Origin of the sequence: Sphingobacterium sp. JUb20 (assembly GCF_004342035.1) — a bacterium.
Classification (GTDB): domain Bacteria; phylum Bacteroidota; class Bacteroidia; order Sphingobacteriales; family Sphingobacteriaceae; genus Sphingobacterium; species Sphingobacterium anhuiense.
In genome coordinates this window covers 41,415-61,027 of sequence record NZ_SLYV01000004.1, presented here as the reverse complement: position 1 = coordinate 61,027, position 19,613 = coordinate 41,415, and the positions used below count along the sequence as shown (strand labels likewise).

Annotated in this window: 15 protein-coding genes; 9 read left to right on the top strand and 6 right to left on the bottom strand. The window is 35.0% G+C overall.

Annotation, left to right across the window (positions count from 1 at the left end):
* Window positions 1–6: 6 nt before the first annotated feature.
* The 3 genes from EDF66_RS08175 to EDF66_RS08165 form a co-directional block, all read right to left on the bottom strand.
* The gene (locus tag EDF66_RS08175) at window positions 7–3,546 is read right to left on the bottom strand and encodes a TonB-dependent receptor (protein WP_243656010.1); all 3,540 of its coding nucleotides are present in this window, start codon (window positions 3,544–3,546) and stop codon (window positions 7–9) included.
* A 254-nt stretch (window positions 3,547–3,800) separates the two neighbouring features.
* Entirely contained in the window at window positions 3,801–5,006 is a 1,206-nt protein-coding gene (locus EDF66_RS08170) for a FecR family protein (protein WP_132841879.1), read from the bottom strand.
* A gap of 56 nt (window positions 5,007–5,062) precedes the next feature.
* On the bottom strand, window positions 5,063–5,632 hold the full coding sequence (locus EDF66_RS08165) for an RNA polymerase sigma factor (RefSeq protein WP_168127332.1): 570 nt from the start codon (window positions 5,630–5,632) through the stop codon (window positions 5,063–5,065).
* A gap of 389 nt (window positions 5,633–6,021) precedes the next feature.
* Between EDF66_RS08165 and EDF66_RS08160 the strand changes: the two genes are divergently transcribed.
* From EDF66_RS08160 to EDF66_RS08135, 5 genes are all read left to right on the top strand, one after another.
* Window positions 6,022–6,246: a hypothetical protein gene (locus EDF66_RS08160; RefSeq protein WP_132770364.1), complete on the top strand. Its 225-nt coding sequence runs from the start codon at window positions 6,022–6,024 to the stop codon at window positions 6,244–6,246.
* Between the two features lie 21 nt (window positions 6,247–6,267).
* Window positions 6,268–6,480, top strand: a complete 213-nt coding sequence (locus EDF66_RS08155; protein WP_132841877.1) for a PLDc N-terminal domain-containing protein — start codon at window positions 6,268–6,270, stop codon at window positions 6,478–6,480.
* Between the two features lie 736 nt (window positions 6,481–7,216).
* Entirely contained in the window at window positions 7,217–8,272 is a 1,056-nt protein-coding gene (locus EDF66_RS08145) for a 3-oxoacyl-ACP synthase III family protein (RefSeq protein WP_132841875.1), read from the top strand.
* A 199-nt stretch (window positions 8,273–8,471) separates the two neighbouring features.
* Window positions 8,472–9,047, top strand: coding sequence for a Crp/Fnr family transcriptional regulator (locus EDF66_RS08140; RefSeq protein ID WP_132841873.1), 576 nt, complete (start codon window positions 8,472–8,474; stop codon window positions 9,045–9,047).
* A gap of 115 nt (window positions 9,048–9,162) precedes the next feature.
* Window positions 9,163–9,858 (top strand): type 1 glutamine amidotransferase domain-containing protein, encoded by a 696-nt coding sequence (locus tag EDF66_RS08135; RefSeq protein WP_132841871.1) that lies wholly within the window; start codon window positions 9,163–9,165, stop codon window positions 9,856–9,858.
* A gap of 205 nt (window positions 9,859–10,063) precedes the next feature.
* On the opposite strand, the gene EDF66_RS08130 is transcribed toward EDF66_RS08135, so the two are convergent.
* Window positions 10,064–10,522, bottom strand: coding sequence for a GNAT family N-acetyltransferase (locus EDF66_RS08130; RefSeq protein WP_206368455.1), 459 nt, complete (start codon window positions 10,520–10,522; stop codon window positions 10,064–10,066).
* A gap of 162 nt (window positions 10,523–10,684) precedes the next feature.
* Here EDF66_RS08130 and EDF66_RS08125 point away from each other — a divergent pair, with 162 nt between their 5' ends.
* The 4 genes from EDF66_RS08125 (at window position 10,685) to EDF66_RS08110 (ending at window position 15,344) form a co-directional block, all read left to right on the top strand.
* Window positions 10,685–11,446, top strand: coding sequence for a response regulator transcription factor (locus EDF66_RS08125; protein ID WP_132841869.1), 762 nt, complete (start codon window positions 10,685–10,687; stop codon window positions 11,444–11,446).
* Window positions 11,447–11,747: 301 nt separating this feature from the next.
* Window positions 11,748–12,464, top strand: coding sequence for a DUF3667 domain-containing protein (locus EDF66_RS08120; protein WP_132841867.1), 717 nt, complete (start codon window positions 11,748–11,750; stop codon window positions 12,462–12,464).
* A gap of 4 nt (window positions 12,465–12,468) precedes the next feature.
* Window positions 12,469–12,660 (top strand): hypothetical protein, encoded by a 192-nt coding sequence (locus EDF66_RS08115; protein ID WP_132841866.1) that lies wholly within the window; start codon window positions 12,469–12,471, stop codon window positions 12,658–12,660.
* A gap of 1,247 nt (window positions 12,661–13,907) precedes the next feature.
* Window positions 13,908–15,344 (top strand): glycosyltransferase family 2 protein, encoded by a 1,437-nt coding sequence (locus tag EDF66_RS08110; protein ID WP_207898528.1) that lies wholly within the window; start codon window positions 13,908–13,910, stop codon window positions 15,342–15,344.
* Window positions 15,345–15,953: 609 nt separating this feature from the next.
* Here EDF66_RS08110 and EDF66_RS08105 read toward each other — a convergent pair.
* Window positions 15,954–16,475, bottom strand: coding sequence for a hypothetical protein (locus EDF66_RS08105; RefSeq protein ID WP_021191673.1), 522 nt, complete (start codon window positions 16,473–16,475; stop codon window positions 15,954–15,956).
* A 438-nt stretch (window positions 16,476–16,913) separates the two neighbouring features.
* Window positions 16,914–19,595, bottom strand: coding sequence for a c-type cytochrome (locus EDF66_RS08100; protein ID WP_132841864.1), 2,682 nt, complete (start codon window positions 19,593–19,595; stop codon window positions 16,914–16,916).
* Window positions 19,596–19,613: the final 18 nt, after the last annotated feature.

The following is a 19,613-nucleotide window of genomic DNA, read 5'->3' as shown; positions in this document are numbered from 1 at the left end:
ATTTGATTAAAATATAGCCTTTACGCCAAAACTGATAATTTTCGATTGCGGATAGAATTGACCCGTACTATTATCAGATTCAGGATCCCAAATTTTGATTTTATCAAAGGTTAAAAGATTAATGCCATTGGTATAAAAACGAATGGAGCTCATCCCTATTCTACTGACCAAATTGTTGGAAAGACTATATCCCAACTCCACATTCTTTAATCTGATATAATTGGTGCTCCGTATCCAGTAGGTATTGTCGGTTGTTGTATAATAAGTATCCGAACGGTTGGTAAGTCGAGGATCAACATCACTCGGATTATCAATACTCCAACGGTTATCATAATTCCACTCCAGGTAATTCCCTATTAATCCCGATTCTGTAGGGCCCATTCGTCGCATACCACCAGTAGCCCCCTGTACCAGTATACTGAAATCAAAACCTTTATAATCACCGCCTAATACAAGACCTCCTGTAAAAGTTGGGGTACCATTTTTGTCCAATCGCACACGATCGTCACTTGTAATTTTACCATCGCCATTATAATCGACATATTTCATATCACCAGGCAATAGCTTGCCATTTTTCAATCCTAAAGCTGTGTAATCTACAGTATTCGCATCAATAGCAGCCTGATCTTTGAAAATACCATCATATTGATACACCAGCCAAGAGTTTGTTACTCTTCCGATCTGTTGTTGATAAGGTAAGGTGTTGACAACATCGCTGGAGTACTGTACATTGTTTTTTGCATAACCACCATTAACGCCTACATTAAAGGTAAGATCACCAATTTTATCGGTATAAGTCAATTTAAACTCATACCCCTTATTGATCAAATTGCCAAGGTTGGCAATTGGCAGATTACCCGAAATACCCGAACTTATGGGTACTACTCCAGGATTCTTTGTCAAAACATTGGTCCGTTTATTATAAAAGAAGTCCAGTTCTAGCGCCAGTTTATGATTTAAAAAAGAAGCATCCAATCCAACATTGCTATTATTAGCTACTTCCCATGTGAAATTAGGGTTAGGGATGGTACTTTCGTATAATGTCTGATAGAGTTTATCATTAAATACTCCCTGCCCGGTATTCATCAGTGCTAAGTATTTGTATTCTTGAAAAGCATCACCATAATAAGCTTCTGCCCCCATTTGCCCCCAAGATGCTCTCAACTTTAGGTTATTAACAAACCTAACATTATCTTTGAAAAAACCTTCTTCGGATACACGCCATCCCGCTGAAACACCAGGGAAGAAACCAAATCTTTTATTAGGTGGAAAAACATAAGAACCGTCAACTCTCCAATTAAATTCAAAGAGATACTTTTCCTGAAAATTATAGTTGACCCTTCCATAATAACTTAAACGTGCACGATCGTAAGTATTCTCATTTCCCAAGGTCTGGCGTTCGCGATCACCAAAATTTAACTGTTCTATTAATGTCGAGGCGAAATCCTTACGATCTGCGTAAAAACCATTATTGGTAACAGTCTCACGAGTTAACCCTGCTATCGCGGAGATATTATGCCCTCCTGTTAATGTCTTTTCATAGGATAACAAAGCAGATAAATTGATTGCTAATTGATCTTCCGCCGCTTCACGAAGCTGAGCTTTAGGCTCTATACCTTTGGGTACATACCCTACCAGTGATGGCGTTACTCCATCGGCCTCAAAACTTACCTTATCCCAATCATATAGAGTCCACGGGGTTTCCCATCTTTTCGATCTTCCCCAATATTTATCAATTGAAGCTGTTCCAGTTAATTTAAGTCCCTCAACACCTGGTATTCTAAAATCAATGGCACCTGTGTTCTGCAAATAATCTCTTGTATTTCTGTCATAGCCCGTTGCACCAGTGGTTATTACAACCGGATTGGCACCATTTTCTAAATCTGGGCCAGGAAGACCATTGGGCCAGGTCGCAATTTCAGTTGGCAGACCGCGAATCAAAGATCTGAAGATCGTGCCCGCTCCGCGTGTAGGGAAATTACGGGATTCTTCACGACCTGTTATGCCAAGTCTAGCGGTAACATATTTGCCCAACTTAAATTCTAAGTTTGCGCGCAAATCGTACTGTTTATAATATGTTGCTGAATTTTTGTAGATCGCATCCTGATTTAAATAACCTAATGAAATCAGATATTTGGTAGTTTCGGTACCTCCATTGATCTGTAGATTATGCCGCTGCTGTGGCGACCAATCTTTTATCGTAGAAGCAAACCAGTCTGTATTTGGATAGCGTAAAGGATCTGAACCATCAGCATATTTTTGTCTCTCTTCTGGAGTAAATGCAGCCTCAATTATCCCCTTAGGAGAAGTATATTTTCCGTCACCTGTATTTATTGCTTTCCAAATTTCTCCCCACTTATCACTATCTTGGGGATAAACTGTCGTTACCTCGTTTATAATAGAAGTATATTGCTCAGAATTGGCCATTTTAGGTGTACGTGTCGGACGTTGTATACCATAGGTAAAATCGTAAGAAAACTGCGTTTTACCAACTTTACCCTGCTTCGTTGTAATGAGGATAACACCATTACCTGCACGGGAGCCATAGATGGCTGCTGATGCATCTTTCAGCACCGACACACTCTCTACATCATTAGGATTAATACGGTCAAAACCTCCAGCGCGCTGCGGAACTCCATCAATTACAATCAATGGGCTCGTATTTCCTCCAGGCAGGGAATTGATACCACGAACACGGATAGAAGAACCATCTCCACCAGGCTCGCCACTACTTTGCATAGCGGTTACTCCAGGCAATCTTCCTGCAAAAGAATTAGAAAGATTGACTGACGATGATTTAGCAAGATCTTCTCCCTTTACAGTAGCAATAGCGCCTGAAACTACAGTTTTCTTCTGAGAACCATATCCGACGACAACTACCTCATCCATCGCCATAATGGTCTGTTCTAGCTTAACCTGCAAAAACTCGTTTTTCCCAATTTGGATATCCTTATTTTTGTAACCTACCATGCTAAAATGGAGCAATGTCGCATCACCACTCACTGAAAGACTAAACGAACCCGACGCATCAGAGGATGTTTTATTATTTGTACCTACCTCACTTATAGTAACATTGGCCAAAGGTTGATCATTTTGATCCGAAACTTTTCCTTTGATCTGTTTTTGTAACATCTTGTCAACCACTGCAGGAGTATTTTGAACTTTTGCCGTAGTACTTTGACTCAACACAATATTATTATCAATCAATTTGTAGGTAATCTGATATTTTCCCAACAAATCATTAAGTGCTAATTCAAGTGGGATATTTTGAAATTTCACATCTATTTTTCGAATGTGAGCAATCAAAGACTCTTTATATAAAATATTATAGCCGCTTTGCTTCTGTATATCCTTCAATAAAGTTTCCAGATTCACATTTTTCTTATTAAGACTGATCTTCTGACCGTAAGAATTAGCACTAACATGAAAACTTGTAGCAAATAGTAGCGGGATCGCAATCGACAACTTCATAGCCAATGGTTTAAGAGAGGAAATCTGTTTAAACTCCATAGGGATTCCCCACCGATTTTTTTTGTATTTTTGCATTCGGTTGATTTAATTTAATTTTTGTAATAAGTTGATTTGTCAGCTGTCTTATAAAAGACAAAAACTTCAGGGGCGGTCGCAACGCTCCTGAAATTTTTTTAAAAGTTTGTATCGTTATTTTTCCATATATACTTTCCTCCCTTCAATTTTGAAATGTATACCCCTTTCCAATTCTTTTGTATCATTAATGTTCGACTTATACATTCGTCCCTTCAATAGCGATATGTATAGTTCCGATTGGTTATTTTATTGCTTTAATTTTTGACATATACCTTTCTCCCTTCAATTTCAAAATGTATACCTCCTACCAATTCGATGGTCTTTAACAGTTTTCGAAAATCTTCGTATCTAGATATTGTGCCTGAAAATTCAAAATTTTCAATTTTAGTATTATAAATGACATCCACATCATACCACCGACTGATGATCCCCATTACATCTTGAATGGAGGTTTTGCTAAAAGCAAATTTCCCATCTTTCCAGGCTGTAAAATAATAGGGGTCAACGGTATTTTTAATCACTTTATTTGCTTTGGTATAAAAAATAGACTGTTCCGCTGGTACTAGATATTGATCATCAAGACGACTGTCCACAAAATTTAGTTTTACTTTACCTTCAACTAAGGTTGTTACAATGTCCTGTCCATAATTTTGAAGGTTAAATTCTGTCCCAAGCACTTCAAGCGCCTGACCACCAGTATGAATAACAAAAGGGATTCGTCGACCATCTTCCTGCTGCGCCATTACATCAAAATATGCTTCTCCCTGCAGATAAATTTCCCGCTTTATTTTATCAAACACAATGGGATACCTAAGGGTGGTCATTGCATTTAACCATACTCTGGTTCCATCTGGTAATTTCAGATTATACTCACCACCACGGGGAGTAACAATTGTATTGTAGGCAATTTTATTTTCATCATGATGACCCTTTTTCATGCGATATGAAATTGAACCGTCCGCCAATTTTAGGATTTCGAATGCACCATTATCAATAACCGTATCACCCGTAATTTTATCAAGGTCGATAACCTGACCGTTTTCTAGAATAATTTGAGCTCTTTCTTTTCCAGGAACAACCCAGTCCTTAGTATTACTTACCAGAGTGGTGTTGTTTTTACGATTGATATTCCAGATTAAAAAACTGCCCACAGATGTGCACAGGATTAGGGATGCGATAGCAATTTTAAAAGCTTTTGTGGAAATGAGTTTTTTACGCAGAGGTACTGTCGTTAAATATTCCCTGATTCGGGAATCGAATTTGATTTTATCAAATAATTGATCATCGTCCGGTTCTGAGGATGAAGCACGATCTAATTCATCATCATCGATCAACTGCTCCCATGCTTCTAAGAACTCAGGATCTTCTAAATACTGGGCAAAATGGGCTTTCGAATCCTCGCGGACAGACTTCGCATAAAACTGGCGAATCAAATTTTTATATGCTTCTACTTTGGACATCTTTTATTTCCCTTGCTCTATTATACTAATCGCACTAGGTCGAAAGGATGTACTAGTCAGAAAATAATTTTTATAAAAAAAAGTAGGTAAAGAATCTTATCCAATTTTAATCGTACAAAATTACAAGCTGTAGCTAGATGATTTCGTACGGTATGTTTTGATACACCAATTTCAGCAGCGATTTCCTTATAACTAAGTTCATCAAGTTTATTCATACGAAAAATTTTCTGCTGCTGCGTTGGAAGGTCTTTAATAATAGATTCTAGAATATCGGATAGATCCTTAGTTTCAATGTGGGTTTCCAGGCAGTCATATGCTTCATTAAATTGCGATTGATTTTTTAGCATATATTGTTCCCTTACCACTGCTTTCCTGAAGTAAGATATGGACATCCGCTTTCCAACTATATACAAAAAAGGAAAAATCGATTGAATATCTGGAATCTGCTGTCTTTTTAAGAATAATTGTACAAACACTTCCTGCAATACTTCTTCCACCTCGACATTGGAAGAACAAAATTGGTTAAATTTCCGAAACAGGAAAGGCTTATAAAACACAAATATCTTATGAAATACAGCTTCATCACCCAATTGGAAGCGATTAAACTCTTCTATATTGCAAGGCATTCCCTTCAAGTTCATTGTAGTATTGTGCTTAGGTTTTTCTTAAAAAAGAAATATAATTGAAGATAAATCTATAGAAATATTACAGTATATCAAAATGAAATTATCAAGAAGCCATATGCATTTTGAGAATCGTTGACTTTTTATCGGGTCTACAGTTAACGTCAGCTTCTTGTTCAGTATATCTTTTTGCATGGGAAAATATGTTGTTATTCTCTTTAATTATAGAACAGCAATGATGGCAAATCTGAATATACAACAACAATTATTTGCCCTGGTCACATAAATGTTGTAATTTTAGTTAGCTAGAGCGAAAGCTTATCACTCAAAAAAAAACAGGAATACACTTTGTCCCATATAACACCGGAATTAAAACCTAAAGGCGCATTATTATGAAAAAACTAACCTTACTTATATTCCTACTATCAATCACTTCATTTGTTTTTGGACAGGACTTTACAGAAAACACCACACAAATCGTTACTAAATCGGGGATTGGCTTAGGTTCGGTGATAGCAGTTGTTACTTCTTGGGATCGAAACAAATCGATACTCTGGGCCATATTCCATGGTATCTGTAGCTGGTTCTATGTTATATATTTTGCGATCACGCGATAGTAAACGAACATTTTCTACGCTATGAACTTATCATTTATCAATATCGGAACAACAGAAATGCTTTATCTTCTTGTTCCCATTCTTTTGGTCGTGTACACGATTTATCACATCATCACCAATGATAATATACCCGGTGACAAGAGGATACTGTGGATAGTAGCTGTTTTACTATTCAATGTAATTGGATGCATTTTCTATTGGTGGTTTGGAAAAGATAAATCAAATAATATATAAAGAAGATCAGTGCAATCAAAGAGATGAAATGAGTAAGTTTTAGGAAAATCGCTGTTAAACTAAGTGAAAAACAACGCAGTTAATCAGATTCTAAAAAATCTATGTACCGCATTTCCAGAAGAAAGCTAGTTTCTATAGAAGCCTCAAACGAAGTTGGAATATGGCAAGAATACGAGTTAAAATTCAAAACCAGAACTTATCTTACGGTAAGCACTATAGACAAAAAACATACGATTACATGATAAATCACTTCCCGGAACACCTGATATCGTCATAAAAAAAATGTAAACTGGCTATTTTTGTCGATGGTGAATTTTGGCACGGCTTTGACTGGAAAAGAACCGAAACCGTATTAAATCTAACCGTTTATTCTGGATACCGAAAATCGAACGTAATATGCAAAAAGACGTACGCACTAACCTTGCTCTGCGTGAACTAGAATATACGGTATTCCGGTTCTGGACTCAGGATATCATTAAAAAACTCCCAATTGTAATCAATCAGATTGAATTGTTTATAGAATCCCGAACGTTTTGGAAGTAAATTGACTAAATCTACCTCCTTGCCAGTACAAGAAGTGGATATTCATTTCTTGTCCAAAGTACTGGAGAATTAACTATCGAGGCTTGTTTGAAGCTGGTTGGTCAGTTACAAATAAAATATTTATTCCCTCTTCAATAACTAAGATTTGCTGGTCTCAGTAATTATCGCTAAATTAATTAAGTAATATAAGAAAATGAGTAGCAAAATTATAGGTACTGGACATTATACTCCATCCCACATCGTTAAAAATACATTTTTTCAAGATTCCACATTTTTTGATGAAAATGAACAGCCTCTAAAACAGTCCAATGAGATAATCACACAAAAACTAAAAGAGATTACTGGAATCGAAGAAAGACGATATGCAATGGATGATCAAGTGGCATCCGATCTAGGATTTCAGGCTGCACAAAAGGCGATAACAAATGCGCAGATCGACCCTGAAACTTTGGATTATATCATTTTTGCCCATAATTTCGGCGATGTTAAGCACGGCTCTATCCAATCTGATATGGTACCAAGCCTTGCTTCACGTGTAAAACATCTTTTAAAAATTAAAAATAACTTCTGCGTAGCTTATGATCTGCTTTTTGGTTGTCCAGGATGGGTCGAAGGTGTTATTCAGGCAAACGCCTTTATCAAAGCAGGGCTTGCTAAAAAGTGCCTGATCATAGGTGCTGAAACGCTTTCCCGCGTCATAGATCCTCATGATAGAGATAGTATGATCTATGCGGACGGTGCGGGAGCAGTGATAATGGAATGTAGCGATGATGATTCTGGGCTTAAATCCCATATTTCGGCTTCTTTTACACTCAATGAGATTGATTATTTATATTTTGGCCCCTCCTATTTTAATCAAGATTCTGACACAAAATACTTGAAAATGAAAGGCCGAAAAATATATGAGTTCGCATTGACTAATGTTTCTAAAGCTATGAAAAAATGCTTTGACGAGAGTGGATATGACATAAAAGATCTTGCTAAGATCATCATACACCAAGCTAATGAAAAAATGGATGAAGCTATTGTGCATAGATTCTACCAACTGTACAATACACCACAACCACCCGACATTATGCCTATGATCATTCAGAAATTGGGCAATAATAGCGTTGCAACCATACCAACTTTATTAGCGATGATCCTTCAAGGGGAATTGCCTCAACACAAGATCAACAAAGGAGACATCACGCTATTTGCTTCCGTAGGTGCTGGTATGAATATCAATGCATTTGTTTATAAATTTTAAAGCTTTTAACGAAATTCAAATAAAATTATGAAGATTAATTTCTAATAACTTTCATAACCAAATAGAACTGAATCTAACATTACAATAGCAAATAAGATTCAGATCTAAACAAACAATTAGTGATTGAAAATCGCTCCTAATCTTAAATAATAATACTTATTTTTAGGTACTACTTTCTATACAAATCCATACGTTACACATGTCCGATCGTGAAATTCTTAGAAATCATATAGAACAAACTGTCCAGCTTAGTGATGAACAGTTTGATTACTTTTTCTCATTTTTAAAACCTGTATCCTTTAAAAGAAAACAATCTGTTATAAATATAGGGGATCGTGTATTATGTGAATATTTTGTTCTAAATGGTTGCCTAAAAACTTTTTTTGTCAACGATGAACAAAAGATGCATATTCTACAGTTTGCGACAAAAACCTGGTGGGCATCTGATTATGATGCACTTCATAATAATAAAAAGGCGACTGTCAATCTAGACTGTGTTATCGACACCAATGCTCTTTGCCTATTTAGTGAAGACCGGGAAAAAGTCTGCAAAGAAATTCACGAGATAGAAACATTTCTAAGATGGCGTTCAAATAAAGGATATATAGGTTTACAAAAAAGAATTCTCTCTTTGCTTAACAATGACGCTAGAAGCCGTTATGAGCAACTCATGCAACAATATCCCGATCTTTATAACCTGGTACCAAAGCATTTAATTGCGGCATATCTCGGAGTTTCGCGCGAAACATTAAGCAGACTTTATCAGGTCAAATAATCTGACATATATCACTAAAACAAACTTTCTTTAAAATGTGATGTATATCACATAAAGGTCTAATGATTTATGCCCTATTTTGTGATATCATTTTAAACATTTAAAATTTTCAAAGATGGAAAAAAAGAATTTAAAAGTATTGGTTGTACTGACATCGCATGACCAACTTGGAGATACAGGTAATAAAACAGGTTTTTGGGTTGAAGAATTTGCCGCTCCCTATTATGTTTTGGCCGATGCAGGTGTAAATGTAACAATTGCTTCTCCTAAAGGCGGACAACCACCCATAGACCCCAAAAGTGCGCTTCCAGAATTTCAGACAGAAGCAACAAAACGATTTGATGAAGATAAAGAACTGAAAATTAAACTAGCAAACAGCATTCCATTAAAGGAAATAAGTGAGCAAGATTATGATGCCATTTTTTATCCGGGAGGACACGGTCCTCTTTGGGATCTAACAAATGATAAAACGTCTATCGCACTTATTGAAGCATTCTGGAGGAACAATAAACCAGTTGCCGCAGTATGTCATGCTCCTGGAGTATTGCGCTTCGTAAAAGATACTAATGGTTCGTCATTAGTTAAAGGGAAAAAAGTTACAGGATTTTCGAACTCTGAAGAAGAAGCTGTGCAATTGACCAATGTTGTTCCCTTTTTAGTAGAAGATGAACTGGTAAAACTTGGAGGGATATACAGTAAAGGAGAGGACTGGAACAGCTATGTTTTAAAAGATGGTAACCTAATTACTGGACAGAACCCAGGTTCTTCAGAAGAAACAGCGAAAGAATTACTCGCGCTATTAGCGAATTAAAAGTCTTCATAAGAATAATTACAATCAAGGTATACGGACTGGATCTTACTACATCAGTTCGTATACCTTGGTTACCTTAGGTATCCCGACTTTATCAATTAAATATCTGATGTAAAACATTTAATAAGATAAGATTCAAGACAAAAACTTGCACACGATCACTTTTATTAAGTGACATAGCTATAAATTTACAATGTAAAAGGATTTACAAGTCTAAACGCATTTTCAATAAATGGGGTTTAAATCCCGCTTTTAGATAGGCATTTTTAGCAATTACATTTGCATCATAAACATCCAATTTAACTTCCGTTAAGCCACGGCTTTTAGCCCATTCCATAAGTTTTTGTAAAATTACACCGTTAATACCCTGACCTCTAAATGTGGGATTCACATACATAAAACCCAAATACGCGTATTCCTTATGTTTTTGAAACGGTTTCGCCTCCAAAATTTTACCATAGCCTGAACCTACAATTTCATTATTAACAACAGCCACCAATAACGCTGCTCGCTCACTTCGAATGAGATCCATTAAATCATAGTAGTGAATCTCCCCTTCTTTTAAACTGTCATCAAAGGGTCTTTCAGCATCTACTATTCCTTTTTCAAAATTTAATAATATCTCAATATCAGATTCAATCGCATTCCGTATTTCTACCATCATTTAATCAACTAATTTAATCTATGTACAACTAATTTTTACATTTCAAGATACATAAAAATGATCCAAAGTCACATTAAATTTAAGGTTCGATTTTCCTTCATTTTTCATTACTTTGTAAAATAGATTAGGAGATAACCATGTTATACCTACTAACCTTACTTTATGAATATAAATATTGATGATTTTTTTGAGCCCGTACATTTTAAAGATACTCTTAATGAGCTGGATTATAATATAACCAAACCTCTCGTAGATTTTGCGAGATCACTCAGTCAATTAACTTATCAAAGTGTGTATTTGATTGATTATTATAAAAAGGGATTTCTTTTTGTGTCCGACAATCCAATATTTCTTTGTGGTCGTACAGCTGATGAGGTTTTGAAAAATGGTTATCAGCATTATCTTGATAATGTACCTGAAGAAGATCTTCTACTATTAAAAAAAATTAATGATAGTGGCTTTGATTTCCTCAAAAATCTATCGGAAGAAGATCGGATGCAACATTCCATTTCATATGACTTCCACCTTAAGCAACCAATAGGAAAACCAATTCTGATCAATCACAAGCTAAAGCCTCTCCTACTAGACAACTCCTCAAACCTTTGGATAGCACTTTGTTTGGTGTCCATATCGTCTCATGCTAAAGCGGGAAATATTAGAATAAAGAATGAATTTGACAAATCTTATTTCGAATATGATCTGATCAATAATATTTGGTCAGAAAAACCTGCAATTTTATTAAAAAAAAGAGAAAAAGATATTCTAAGATACTCTGCCCAAGGATTAACAATGGAGCAAATAGCTGAAATGCTTTTTGTTTCTATCGATACTATTAAATTCTACAAAAAGCAAATATTCTCCAAGTTAAAAGTAAAAAGTATTACAGAAGCTACAGCCATAGCAATTGAACTGTCACTTTTCTAATTCATAGTAAGATGCACTTATGCTCATCAATTATAAAAATTAACAATCAATTTCGCAATATCATTCAATAGCTTCTGTATATTCAATTTGATTGCAAAATGAGTATTGATTTTATTCCTACACAAAAGTGTAGATTTAATAGGAACGATGCGTACTAACGATTAAACTTAATACATTTGACTCATGGATAATGACAAACTGTTTCATCCATATACATTTCAATATTTATATCAAAAATGGAAGTTGCTACCGATCTAACCATTTGTAAATAAATACTAGCCAAATTATTAAATGAAGAGAGATGAATTGTAAAAGTTGCAACAACGAAGTATATCAGAATTACTGTCCAAACTGCGGACAACCTTCAAAACTAAAGAGAATAGATGGGCATTATATTGCACACGAGATCGAACATGTATTACATTTTGAAAGAGGTATCCTATATACCATCAAGGAATTAATAACTAGCCCTGGGGACAATGTGAGACGTTATATTTCAGAAAATAGAGCTCGACTTGTAAAACCTATTATTTTTATCATCATCACTTCCCTTCTATATACAATTGTTAACGGATTTTTCCATATTGAGGAAGGTTATGTAAAATATGACGGAATCTCAACAACAACCACAGGCAGAATTTTCAGCTGGGTACAAAGTCACTATGGCTATGCGAACATCATACTGGGAGTATTTACTGCTTTTTGGGTTAAAATATTTTTCAAAAAATATGACTATAATTTTTTTGAAATTTTAATATTACTATGCTTTGTTACAGGTATAGAGATGCTTATATATGCATTTTTTGCTTGCTTATATGGTTTGATACAAATTGACTTAATGCAATTTGGAGGCATGATTGGTATTGCCTATTGTAGTTGGGCTATTGGTCATTTCTTTGACAAAAAGAAGACTATAAACTATTTAAAAGCATTCGCCGCATTCGTGTTAGGAATATTAACTTCTGTAACAATTGCATTAACAATAGGAACACTAATCGACTTACTTATAAAACATTAAAAATATGGAAAATAGAAAACCAATATCATTTGTATTTAGCATTATCGCTATTATACTAGGAGTGACCTTGTTTAAGCAGTTCGACTTTGAAAATTTTACATTTGAAAAACCCGCATTAGCAGCTGTCTATTTTACCGTCTTTGCATTCTCAATATACATCCTTGTAAAAAAACCTAAAAAGCAATCTGAAAAATAAAGTAAGGAAAATCCTATAGACGAGATATAAAGGCCTGGTTGTTTCAATGAAATAACACCCCATCTCAATATGTTGATTTCATATTAAATCTCATACTATACACATTCTTTTTCCCTCATATAAGCAGGGAAAAAGAATAAATATTCTTATCCGCATGCTATTACTGCACCTTACCGGAATCTTTTTCTGAATAGCCTTACTCCAGAGGGCTAAGGGTCTGCAATTTATTTCTTAAACTGTAGAACAAATTCACGACCAATTAGCCACGCAAGACTAACTTCTTTAAGCACTACTTATACATAAAAAAGAAGTAAACACCCTTTCAAGATATCAATTTTTCACACCCGTTCATTATTCCTTTACTAAAAATCCATAACAGCAGTGAATATCTAAGCAAGTATGAATCTGTACATAAGACGCATTCATAAATTCGGTAATCCATTCTGTGCGAGCACCACAAAGCGGACAGCAAGCTGGTTTCTTTTCCATAATCAAACTATAAAATATACTAATATTAATAGCACTAATATAACTATAATTTATTATATCTAAAAATATTAGTATATTATTTTTAGATATTAGAATTCTCCACTATATTAGAAGCAACATCACACCTCTTAAGGTCGATATACTTACTTTTAATAAGCAAATCGTTATTATAACGGATAGACAAAATCAAAGGTAAAATATTTAAGCTTTATCATTGTATAATTGAATTACTTTATAACCTATCATGCTTCGAGCAAGATTTGGATTTACGTATACAAGAAATTAAATTCAACCTTAACTGAATAATTAGTGCCAAAATTTTAACATAGACCCTATCATAACTTCTGTACAAATTTAGTTGCTTAATTTTCCAGTTGCTAACAGTAAATCATCAGAACAATGAGATAATTTTGGTTATTTACTGTCTTCAAGTGACAACAAAAAAGAACAAATAACATAGGACAACATGTCCGAAATGTTAAAAAACCTTAAATATCTACTTATCTAACAGACATTTACCAAGTATACCAAAGCATCAAAAAACAACGATAACCCCACTATAAATCAGTTGTTTATGACACCAATAATTATATCAAGTTTGTTACAATTAGCAGTTAACATATTTTTCAAATGGTTATTAGGGCATGTGTTTTGTAAATAGTCAATCGTAATATTCTTATTACAAAAGATAGTTTATCATTTGATAGCAAAATCAAATGCATTAGCACACACTCATAATAAAGAAGAATATGAATTACATGGAAGAAGTTCTCACTCCCTCATCGGAGGTTAAGATGCAAGTCAAGCCAGCAGTATTTAATTCAAAAGAGCTGGAATCGAAACAACAAAAAAATAATTTGTTACGTAAAACAATGCAATATGGTCTCAAAGAATATAGCATTTGGGGCTTTACATTTTTGATCTTACTAACATCGGTTTTCGGTCTGTATATGCTTCAAACAGAATTTGAAGCATTAAGATTTGAACGATTAAACAGTATAGGTGGAACATTGCTTGTTGGATTTGGTATTTTTTTACTTTTATCTAGCGTAAGCTTTTTAGTTTATCTAATTGTTTTACATATGAAGTATAAACCGATAGCTTCGGTTTCAAATGAGGAGTTGCCTTCATGTACCATTATAGTACCGGCATATAATGAAGGTCATCTGGTATATGATACCTTACACAGTCTGGCTAATAGTGATTACCCAGAAAAGAAACTTCAGATAATTGCTATTGATGATGGAAGTAAAGATGATACGTTTACCTGGATACAGCGTGCCAAAGCAGAATTAGGTGACCGTTTGGAAATCTATAAGCAACCTAAGAATATGGGTAAACGACATGCATTATATCGTGGATTCAAATTAGGAAAAGGCGATGTATTTATTACTGTTGATAGTGATTCTATTGTTAAAAAAGACACTTTGCGTAATATGGTTTCTCCTTTTGTAAAAAATGAGAATTGTGGAGCAGTTGCAGGAAATGTACGTGTTTTAAACAATAAGAAAGCAATTATTCCACGTATGCTCAGTGTTAGTTTTATATTCAGTTTTGAATTTGTGCGCTCTGCACAAAGTGTATTAGGTTCAGTAATGTGTACACCTGGAGCCCTATCTGCATACAGAAAAGAATCGGTAATGAATTGTCTTGAAGATTGGATTAACCAAACCTTTATGGATCAACCATCAGATATTGGGGAAGATCGTGCTATGACAAATATGATTCTAAAACAAGGATATCACGTACTATTTCAGTCCAATGCTTATGTATATACTGATACTCCTGTACGATACAAAAATCTATATAAAATGTATATCCGTTGGGAGAGAAGTAATGTACGCGAAAACATCATGATGAGCCGTTTTGCTTTTACCAACTTCCGAGAAGGTAAAAAATTGGGTACGCGTATCTTATTGCTTATGCAGTGGAAAAAAGTCTTACTTTCTTATCCTTTGCTTCTATTAATGCTATGGACAATATTTCATTATCCACTAATGTTTCTGAGTGCTACTTTTGTCGGTATATTGATTTTTTCAAGCGTCCAAGCGTTCTTTTTTGCTTCAAAAAGTGATAATAAGAAGGAAGCAATCTGGGCATATACATATAGTATTTTTTACGCACTTTCACTATTCTGGATCACACCTTACGCAATTGCAACTGCGGGAAGAAGTGGCTGGTTAACCAGAGGATAATTTAACGTATAATACTTCCATGTATTAGTTACAGTAAATATAAATGCGCTTAATGGGCAAGACTAAGTAAATTTCACTTAGTTCTTGCCCATTAATCATTATAACATGCATTAGATTATTCTAGACTTCATTGATAATGTGAATACTTCAATCTTCTCAATTGTCGTAAATTATATAAATTCGGGTATTTGCAGCTGTTGTGAATAAGTACGATAATTATTTAAACAATTGATTGCAATACATTGAAATCGATATTCTGTCGGAATACAGGGGTTTCTATGTGTTAGGATAGGAAATTAATCATTCCTATATCGTAAGTATGGTGATCAGCTTAGCCTTTATAATTCAACTTGATCTCTTAAAAAATTATTTTTATAAGCCAAAAAGGATAGAAATAATTTTATAGTGCTATACCTAGATAGACTACATGTTCAGATCATTTAATTAATTTCAGAAATAAAAAACAAGTAATTGCAGAAGTAAGAATCAAAAAAAAATTCTCATTTTTAAAACATTCAATAACTATTAAAGTATGTTCTAAAAACAAGAAATTAAAATAGTAAGTAATCTTTCTTACAAACTATACGGAACCATTTATAAAATAAGTTACTATTTTGAAAGTTCAGCAAGCTCAGCTTTTGAGAATGCATGATCTCCCTTAAGATAGCTATTGGCTTCGCTCAGATATTTATAAATTATTTTTTTCCCTTCCTGACTTGGTAGTTTTTTTAGATTATGCACCAAAAACTCTTTATCATCTATTCGATCTTTACTATAATTGAGAAATGAGGGCGCATGGGTTTGCACAGACCAACGGATAAAACGCAGATCAATATTGTCTTTTTGTTTGACAATAACAGATTCTAATAAGTTTTTACCCTTCTTAAACTGGCTTAATTTGGTAAATGGATTGTTTTTATGTTTTGCCCAAAGAATCTCATATGCGGCAAGATATCCTTTTTCGGTTACTGTATTTGCTCCCTCATCTAAGATTTTAAGATTCGTTTCACAGAGCTTTTTATCTTTAACAGCTAAAGCATAATCTGAGCGCATCTTATCAATATTGATTTGACCAAAACATGTGATCGAGCTTACCACGAAAAAAAGACAGACATAAAAACGTATTCCCATACTCAATTTAATTTAAAAAATGATACTCAATGATATAACCTCAAAAACCTGTTATATATTATATTATTAAACAAAATAGTTCCATAAGTACAACTCATAAGCTGTCCTTGACCGAACATATTTTTATTATATAACAACACAGAACGGCTTTAAGTTTGTTTGGTTTTTACTCTTCTCGATTAGTCTAAGTAGCTGTAGACTATAATCCCAAGCAAATTATAAAAAAACGATCCGTTAAAAATCATAAATCTTTTTATATATGTTAAATTATCTATTTTATATTATTTTGTCAAGTCCAAATCAAAGATCAATTTCCTTTTCGATTATTATAGCAAAAGATATCCACAAATAATTTATCATTAGGCTGACAAGAAACATAAAAAGGCCGTCAACTTAAATGTAGTTGACGGCCTCTAATGATATAAACGTTAAGACTTCTTATTTTTGTTTTGCTAGAAACGCAACTAGTGAAGCAAATTCTTCAACTGTTAATGAATTTGCCAATCCAGCGGGCATCATCGAGTTACCCATTTCTGTACGTTTTGCAATATTAGCTTTTTTGATTGTCGTAACAGATCCAGCAATATCTCTCAATACAACTTTGTCAGCAGTTTCCTGTGTCACAAAACCCATAAAACTCTTTTTGTCTTTAGTGCTGATCAAAACTGTTGCAAATCCTTGAGAAATTGAAGCATTTGGTTTTAAAATTGATTCGGCAATCTGTTCACGATTCATGATTGCACCAATTTGTCCCATAAATGGTCCTTTCATCGTTTCACTTTTACTAAGACTATGACATGCAAAACATCCTTGTTTTGTAAATAGCGCTTTTCCTTTTACCGGATCACCTTTTATTTTAGCTAATGCTAACATAATATCCTCAATGGATGTTTTTCCTACTTGCCCTTTTTGGTTTTTAATTTTTTCTAAATCAACTTTTTTCTCCTTAACTTCTTTTACAGCAACCTCTTTCTTAGCAACATTAAAAGAAGCAATTTCCATACGGAATTTCTCATTTAGATCCGCAAAAAATTGTTTTTTCGTCGCTCCAGCTTTTACGCTCTCTGCCTTCAGGAATTTCTCAATAACCGGTGAAGATTCCCAAACAACTCCTTTATAGTATGGCCCGTGCGAATCCGGACGAGTTCCCCACCACCACGAAGCATCATAAGCATCTTCTTTCTTATATAAGCGAGCTAAGGTTACTAGAATCTTATCTTTAAATTTTTGATCTTTTGATTTTCCATAAGCAGCGATTAAGCCATCAACTGCTCTGGCATCGTGCATATAACGCATAGCCCATAAAGCTAGATCAGGATTTTCTGTTCCCAAAAAACCTACACTTGCATTAACTGCATTTAAGCGAACTAACGCTTTAACCGCTAGATGTGCAGGTATAATGGCGGCATTAGGTTTATCGTGTGGCCCCTCCACTCCTTTAGCGGGAGCAACAAAAGATGCCGGCACCTTTGTCTGCAATAATGCATTAGCAGCTTCTACTCGGCCCAAGCGACCCAAACCAACCATTGAAGCCGTTTGTACACGTACAGAAGCATCTTTCAATCCATCAATGAATGGATCAATTGGCACTTGCTCTAATGATCCCATACGGTCAGTCAAAGCACGTAACGCAAACTCACGGATCTGATCCTCCTTTGTAAATTCAACCAAAACTGGAATTGCTTTTTCCTTTGCCAACTGTGCATAAGTATATATTGCGGCAACACGGGCACTGAGCCCTAAACTCTTGTCTTTAGCAATACTAATAGCAGCTGCTGTTGCTTCATCTGATGATCTGGAAACAAGTTCTTGTGACGCGTAAAGCCTAGCTGTTGCGCTACCCGATTTCAAAAGATTAGTTAACTCGCCAATAGATGCTTTCTTCGTATTAGGAAAAGCTTTGTATGTCCATCCTTTTGGTACTGCGCGCGCAACATAACCTTTATCCGGGTTACCTGAGTAACCAGCTCCATCCCAAGCTGCTAGATATAACCTGCCGGAACCATCCACATCTAAATCTGTAATTTGTGGCAATTGGATAAATTCTTCTTCTTTTTGTGTAAAACTTGGTCCATCTGGTGTAACATGATGCATATATAAGAAACTTCTGCCCCAATCCGCCATCATCGGTACCTTATTATATTTTTCAGGCCAGGTATCCTCGTCCATATATAAAGATCCTGTACCCGATCCACCACCTAACATGGCCAAAGCAGGAATAATCTCTTCTGTAAAATTTTGGAATAACAAAGGATAGCCGTACTCTCCAGATTGAATCTGATGCGAAAAACGAATGTCCCAACCGCCACCATCATTGGTATTATCACGGGTAAAGATATTCATATATGGATCAATAGCGACATCATAGATATTACGTAATCCATGTGTATATATTTCCATTTCTTTTCCATCAGGACGCACACGTAAAATTCCTCCCCCCAGCATGGTCAATTTCTTGCCATCTGTACCTGTTGCATTATGAAATCCAAAATCACCAACTGCAATATACATCCAACCATCAATACCCATCCGTATTCCATTAGTAGCATGATCCGTACCACGCTCTTGAATATATTTGGTATTACTTAGACCCACTATAAGTGGTTTAGCTACCCCATCCGCAACCCCATCTTGATTTTTATCTTCAAATACAACTAAATCCATTCCTGTTGCTTTTCCAGTCGATGCATCAAACGTCGTATGCAAAACGAAAACTTGATCACCTAAAACAAAAATACCACGAGGATTATCAACACGTGCAAAATCAGTATGCTTATCCATTTTCCCGTCGTTATCCGTGTCAACAAATCTGCGGATAAACCCTTTACCCATATCTTTTCCTAAAGATCCGATCATATCAACCCCAACGTAAACTTCACCCGTAGGCGCCACAGCTAAACAAGCTGGACTAGGAGTAAGATCCGCAGCTGTAAAAGAGGTCATAATCAGGTCTGCCGGAGCTCCTGATAAAGTTTTTAAGCTATCCTGAGCATGTAATGTAGCTGTAGTTGAATAATGTACATTTTCATTTTTTACTTTTTGATGTACTGGCTTTTCAATATTATTGGTAAATCCCAATAATATAGGAAAGAGAAATAATAGGTTTAGTTTCCTTTTCATTGTAAGGTATTATAATTG

Bases quoted from the DNA above. Each gene is read 5' to 3' on its own strand.
- EDF66_RS08155 (WP_132841877.1), top strand. From the start codon at position 6,268: ATGAACTTATCATTTATCAATATCGGAACAACAGAAATGCTTTATCTT.
- EDF66_RS08130 (WP_206368455.1), bottom strand. From the start codon at position 10,522: ATGATGGTAGAAATACGGAATGCGATTGAATCTGATATTGAGATATTA.
- EDF66_RS08135 (WP_132841871.1), top strand. From the start codon at position 9,163: ATGGAAAAAAAGAATTTAAAAGTATTGGTTGTACTGACATCGCATGAC.
- EDF66_RS08115 (WP_132841866.1), top strand. From the start codon at position 12,469: ATGGAAAATAGAAAACCAATATCATTTGTATTTAGCATTATCGCTATT.
- EDF66_RS08145 (WP_132841875.1), top strand. From the start codon at position 7,217: ATGAGTAGCAAAATTATAGGTACTGGACATTATACTCCATCCCACATC.
- EDF66_RS08170 (WP_132841879.1), bottom strand. From the start codon at position 5,006: ATGTCCAAAGTAGAAGCATATAAAAATTTGATTCGCCAGTTTTATGCG.
- EDF66_RS08165 (WP_168127332.1), bottom strand. From the start codon at position 5,632: ATGCCTTGCAATATAGAAGAGTTTAATCGCTTCCAATTGGGTGATGAA.
- EDF66_RS08120 (WP_132841867.1), top strand. From the start codon at position 11,748: ATGAATTGTAAAAGTTGCAACAACGAAGTATATCAGAATTACTGTCCA.
- EDF66_RS08140 (WP_132841873.1), top strand. From the start codon at position 8,472: ATGTCCGATCGTGAAATTCTTAGAAATCATATAGAACAAACTGTCCAG.
- EDF66_RS08110 (WP_207898528.1), top strand. From the start codon at position 13,908: ATGGAAGAAGTTCTCACTCCCTCATCGGAGGTTAAGATGCAAGTCAAG.
- EDF66_RS08125 (WP_132841869.1), top strand. From the start codon at position 10,685: ATGAATATAAATATTGATGATTTTTTTGAGCCCGTACATTTTAAAGAT.
- EDF66_RS08100 (WP_132841864.1), bottom strand. From the start codon at position 19,595: ATGAAAAGGAAACTAAACCTATTATTTCTCTTTCCTATATTATTGGGA.
- EDF66_RS08160 (WP_132770364.1), top strand. From the start codon at position 6,022: ATGAAAAAACTAACCTTACTTATATTCCTACTATCAATCACTTCATTT.
- EDF66_RS08175 (WP_243656010.1), bottom strand. From the start codon at position 3,546: ATGCAAAAATACAAAAAAAATCGGTGGGGAATCCCTATGGAGTTTAAA.
- EDF66_RS08105 (WP_021191673.1), bottom strand. From the start codon at position 16,475: ATGGGAATACGTTTTTATGTCTGTCTTTTTTTCGTGGTAAGCTCGATC.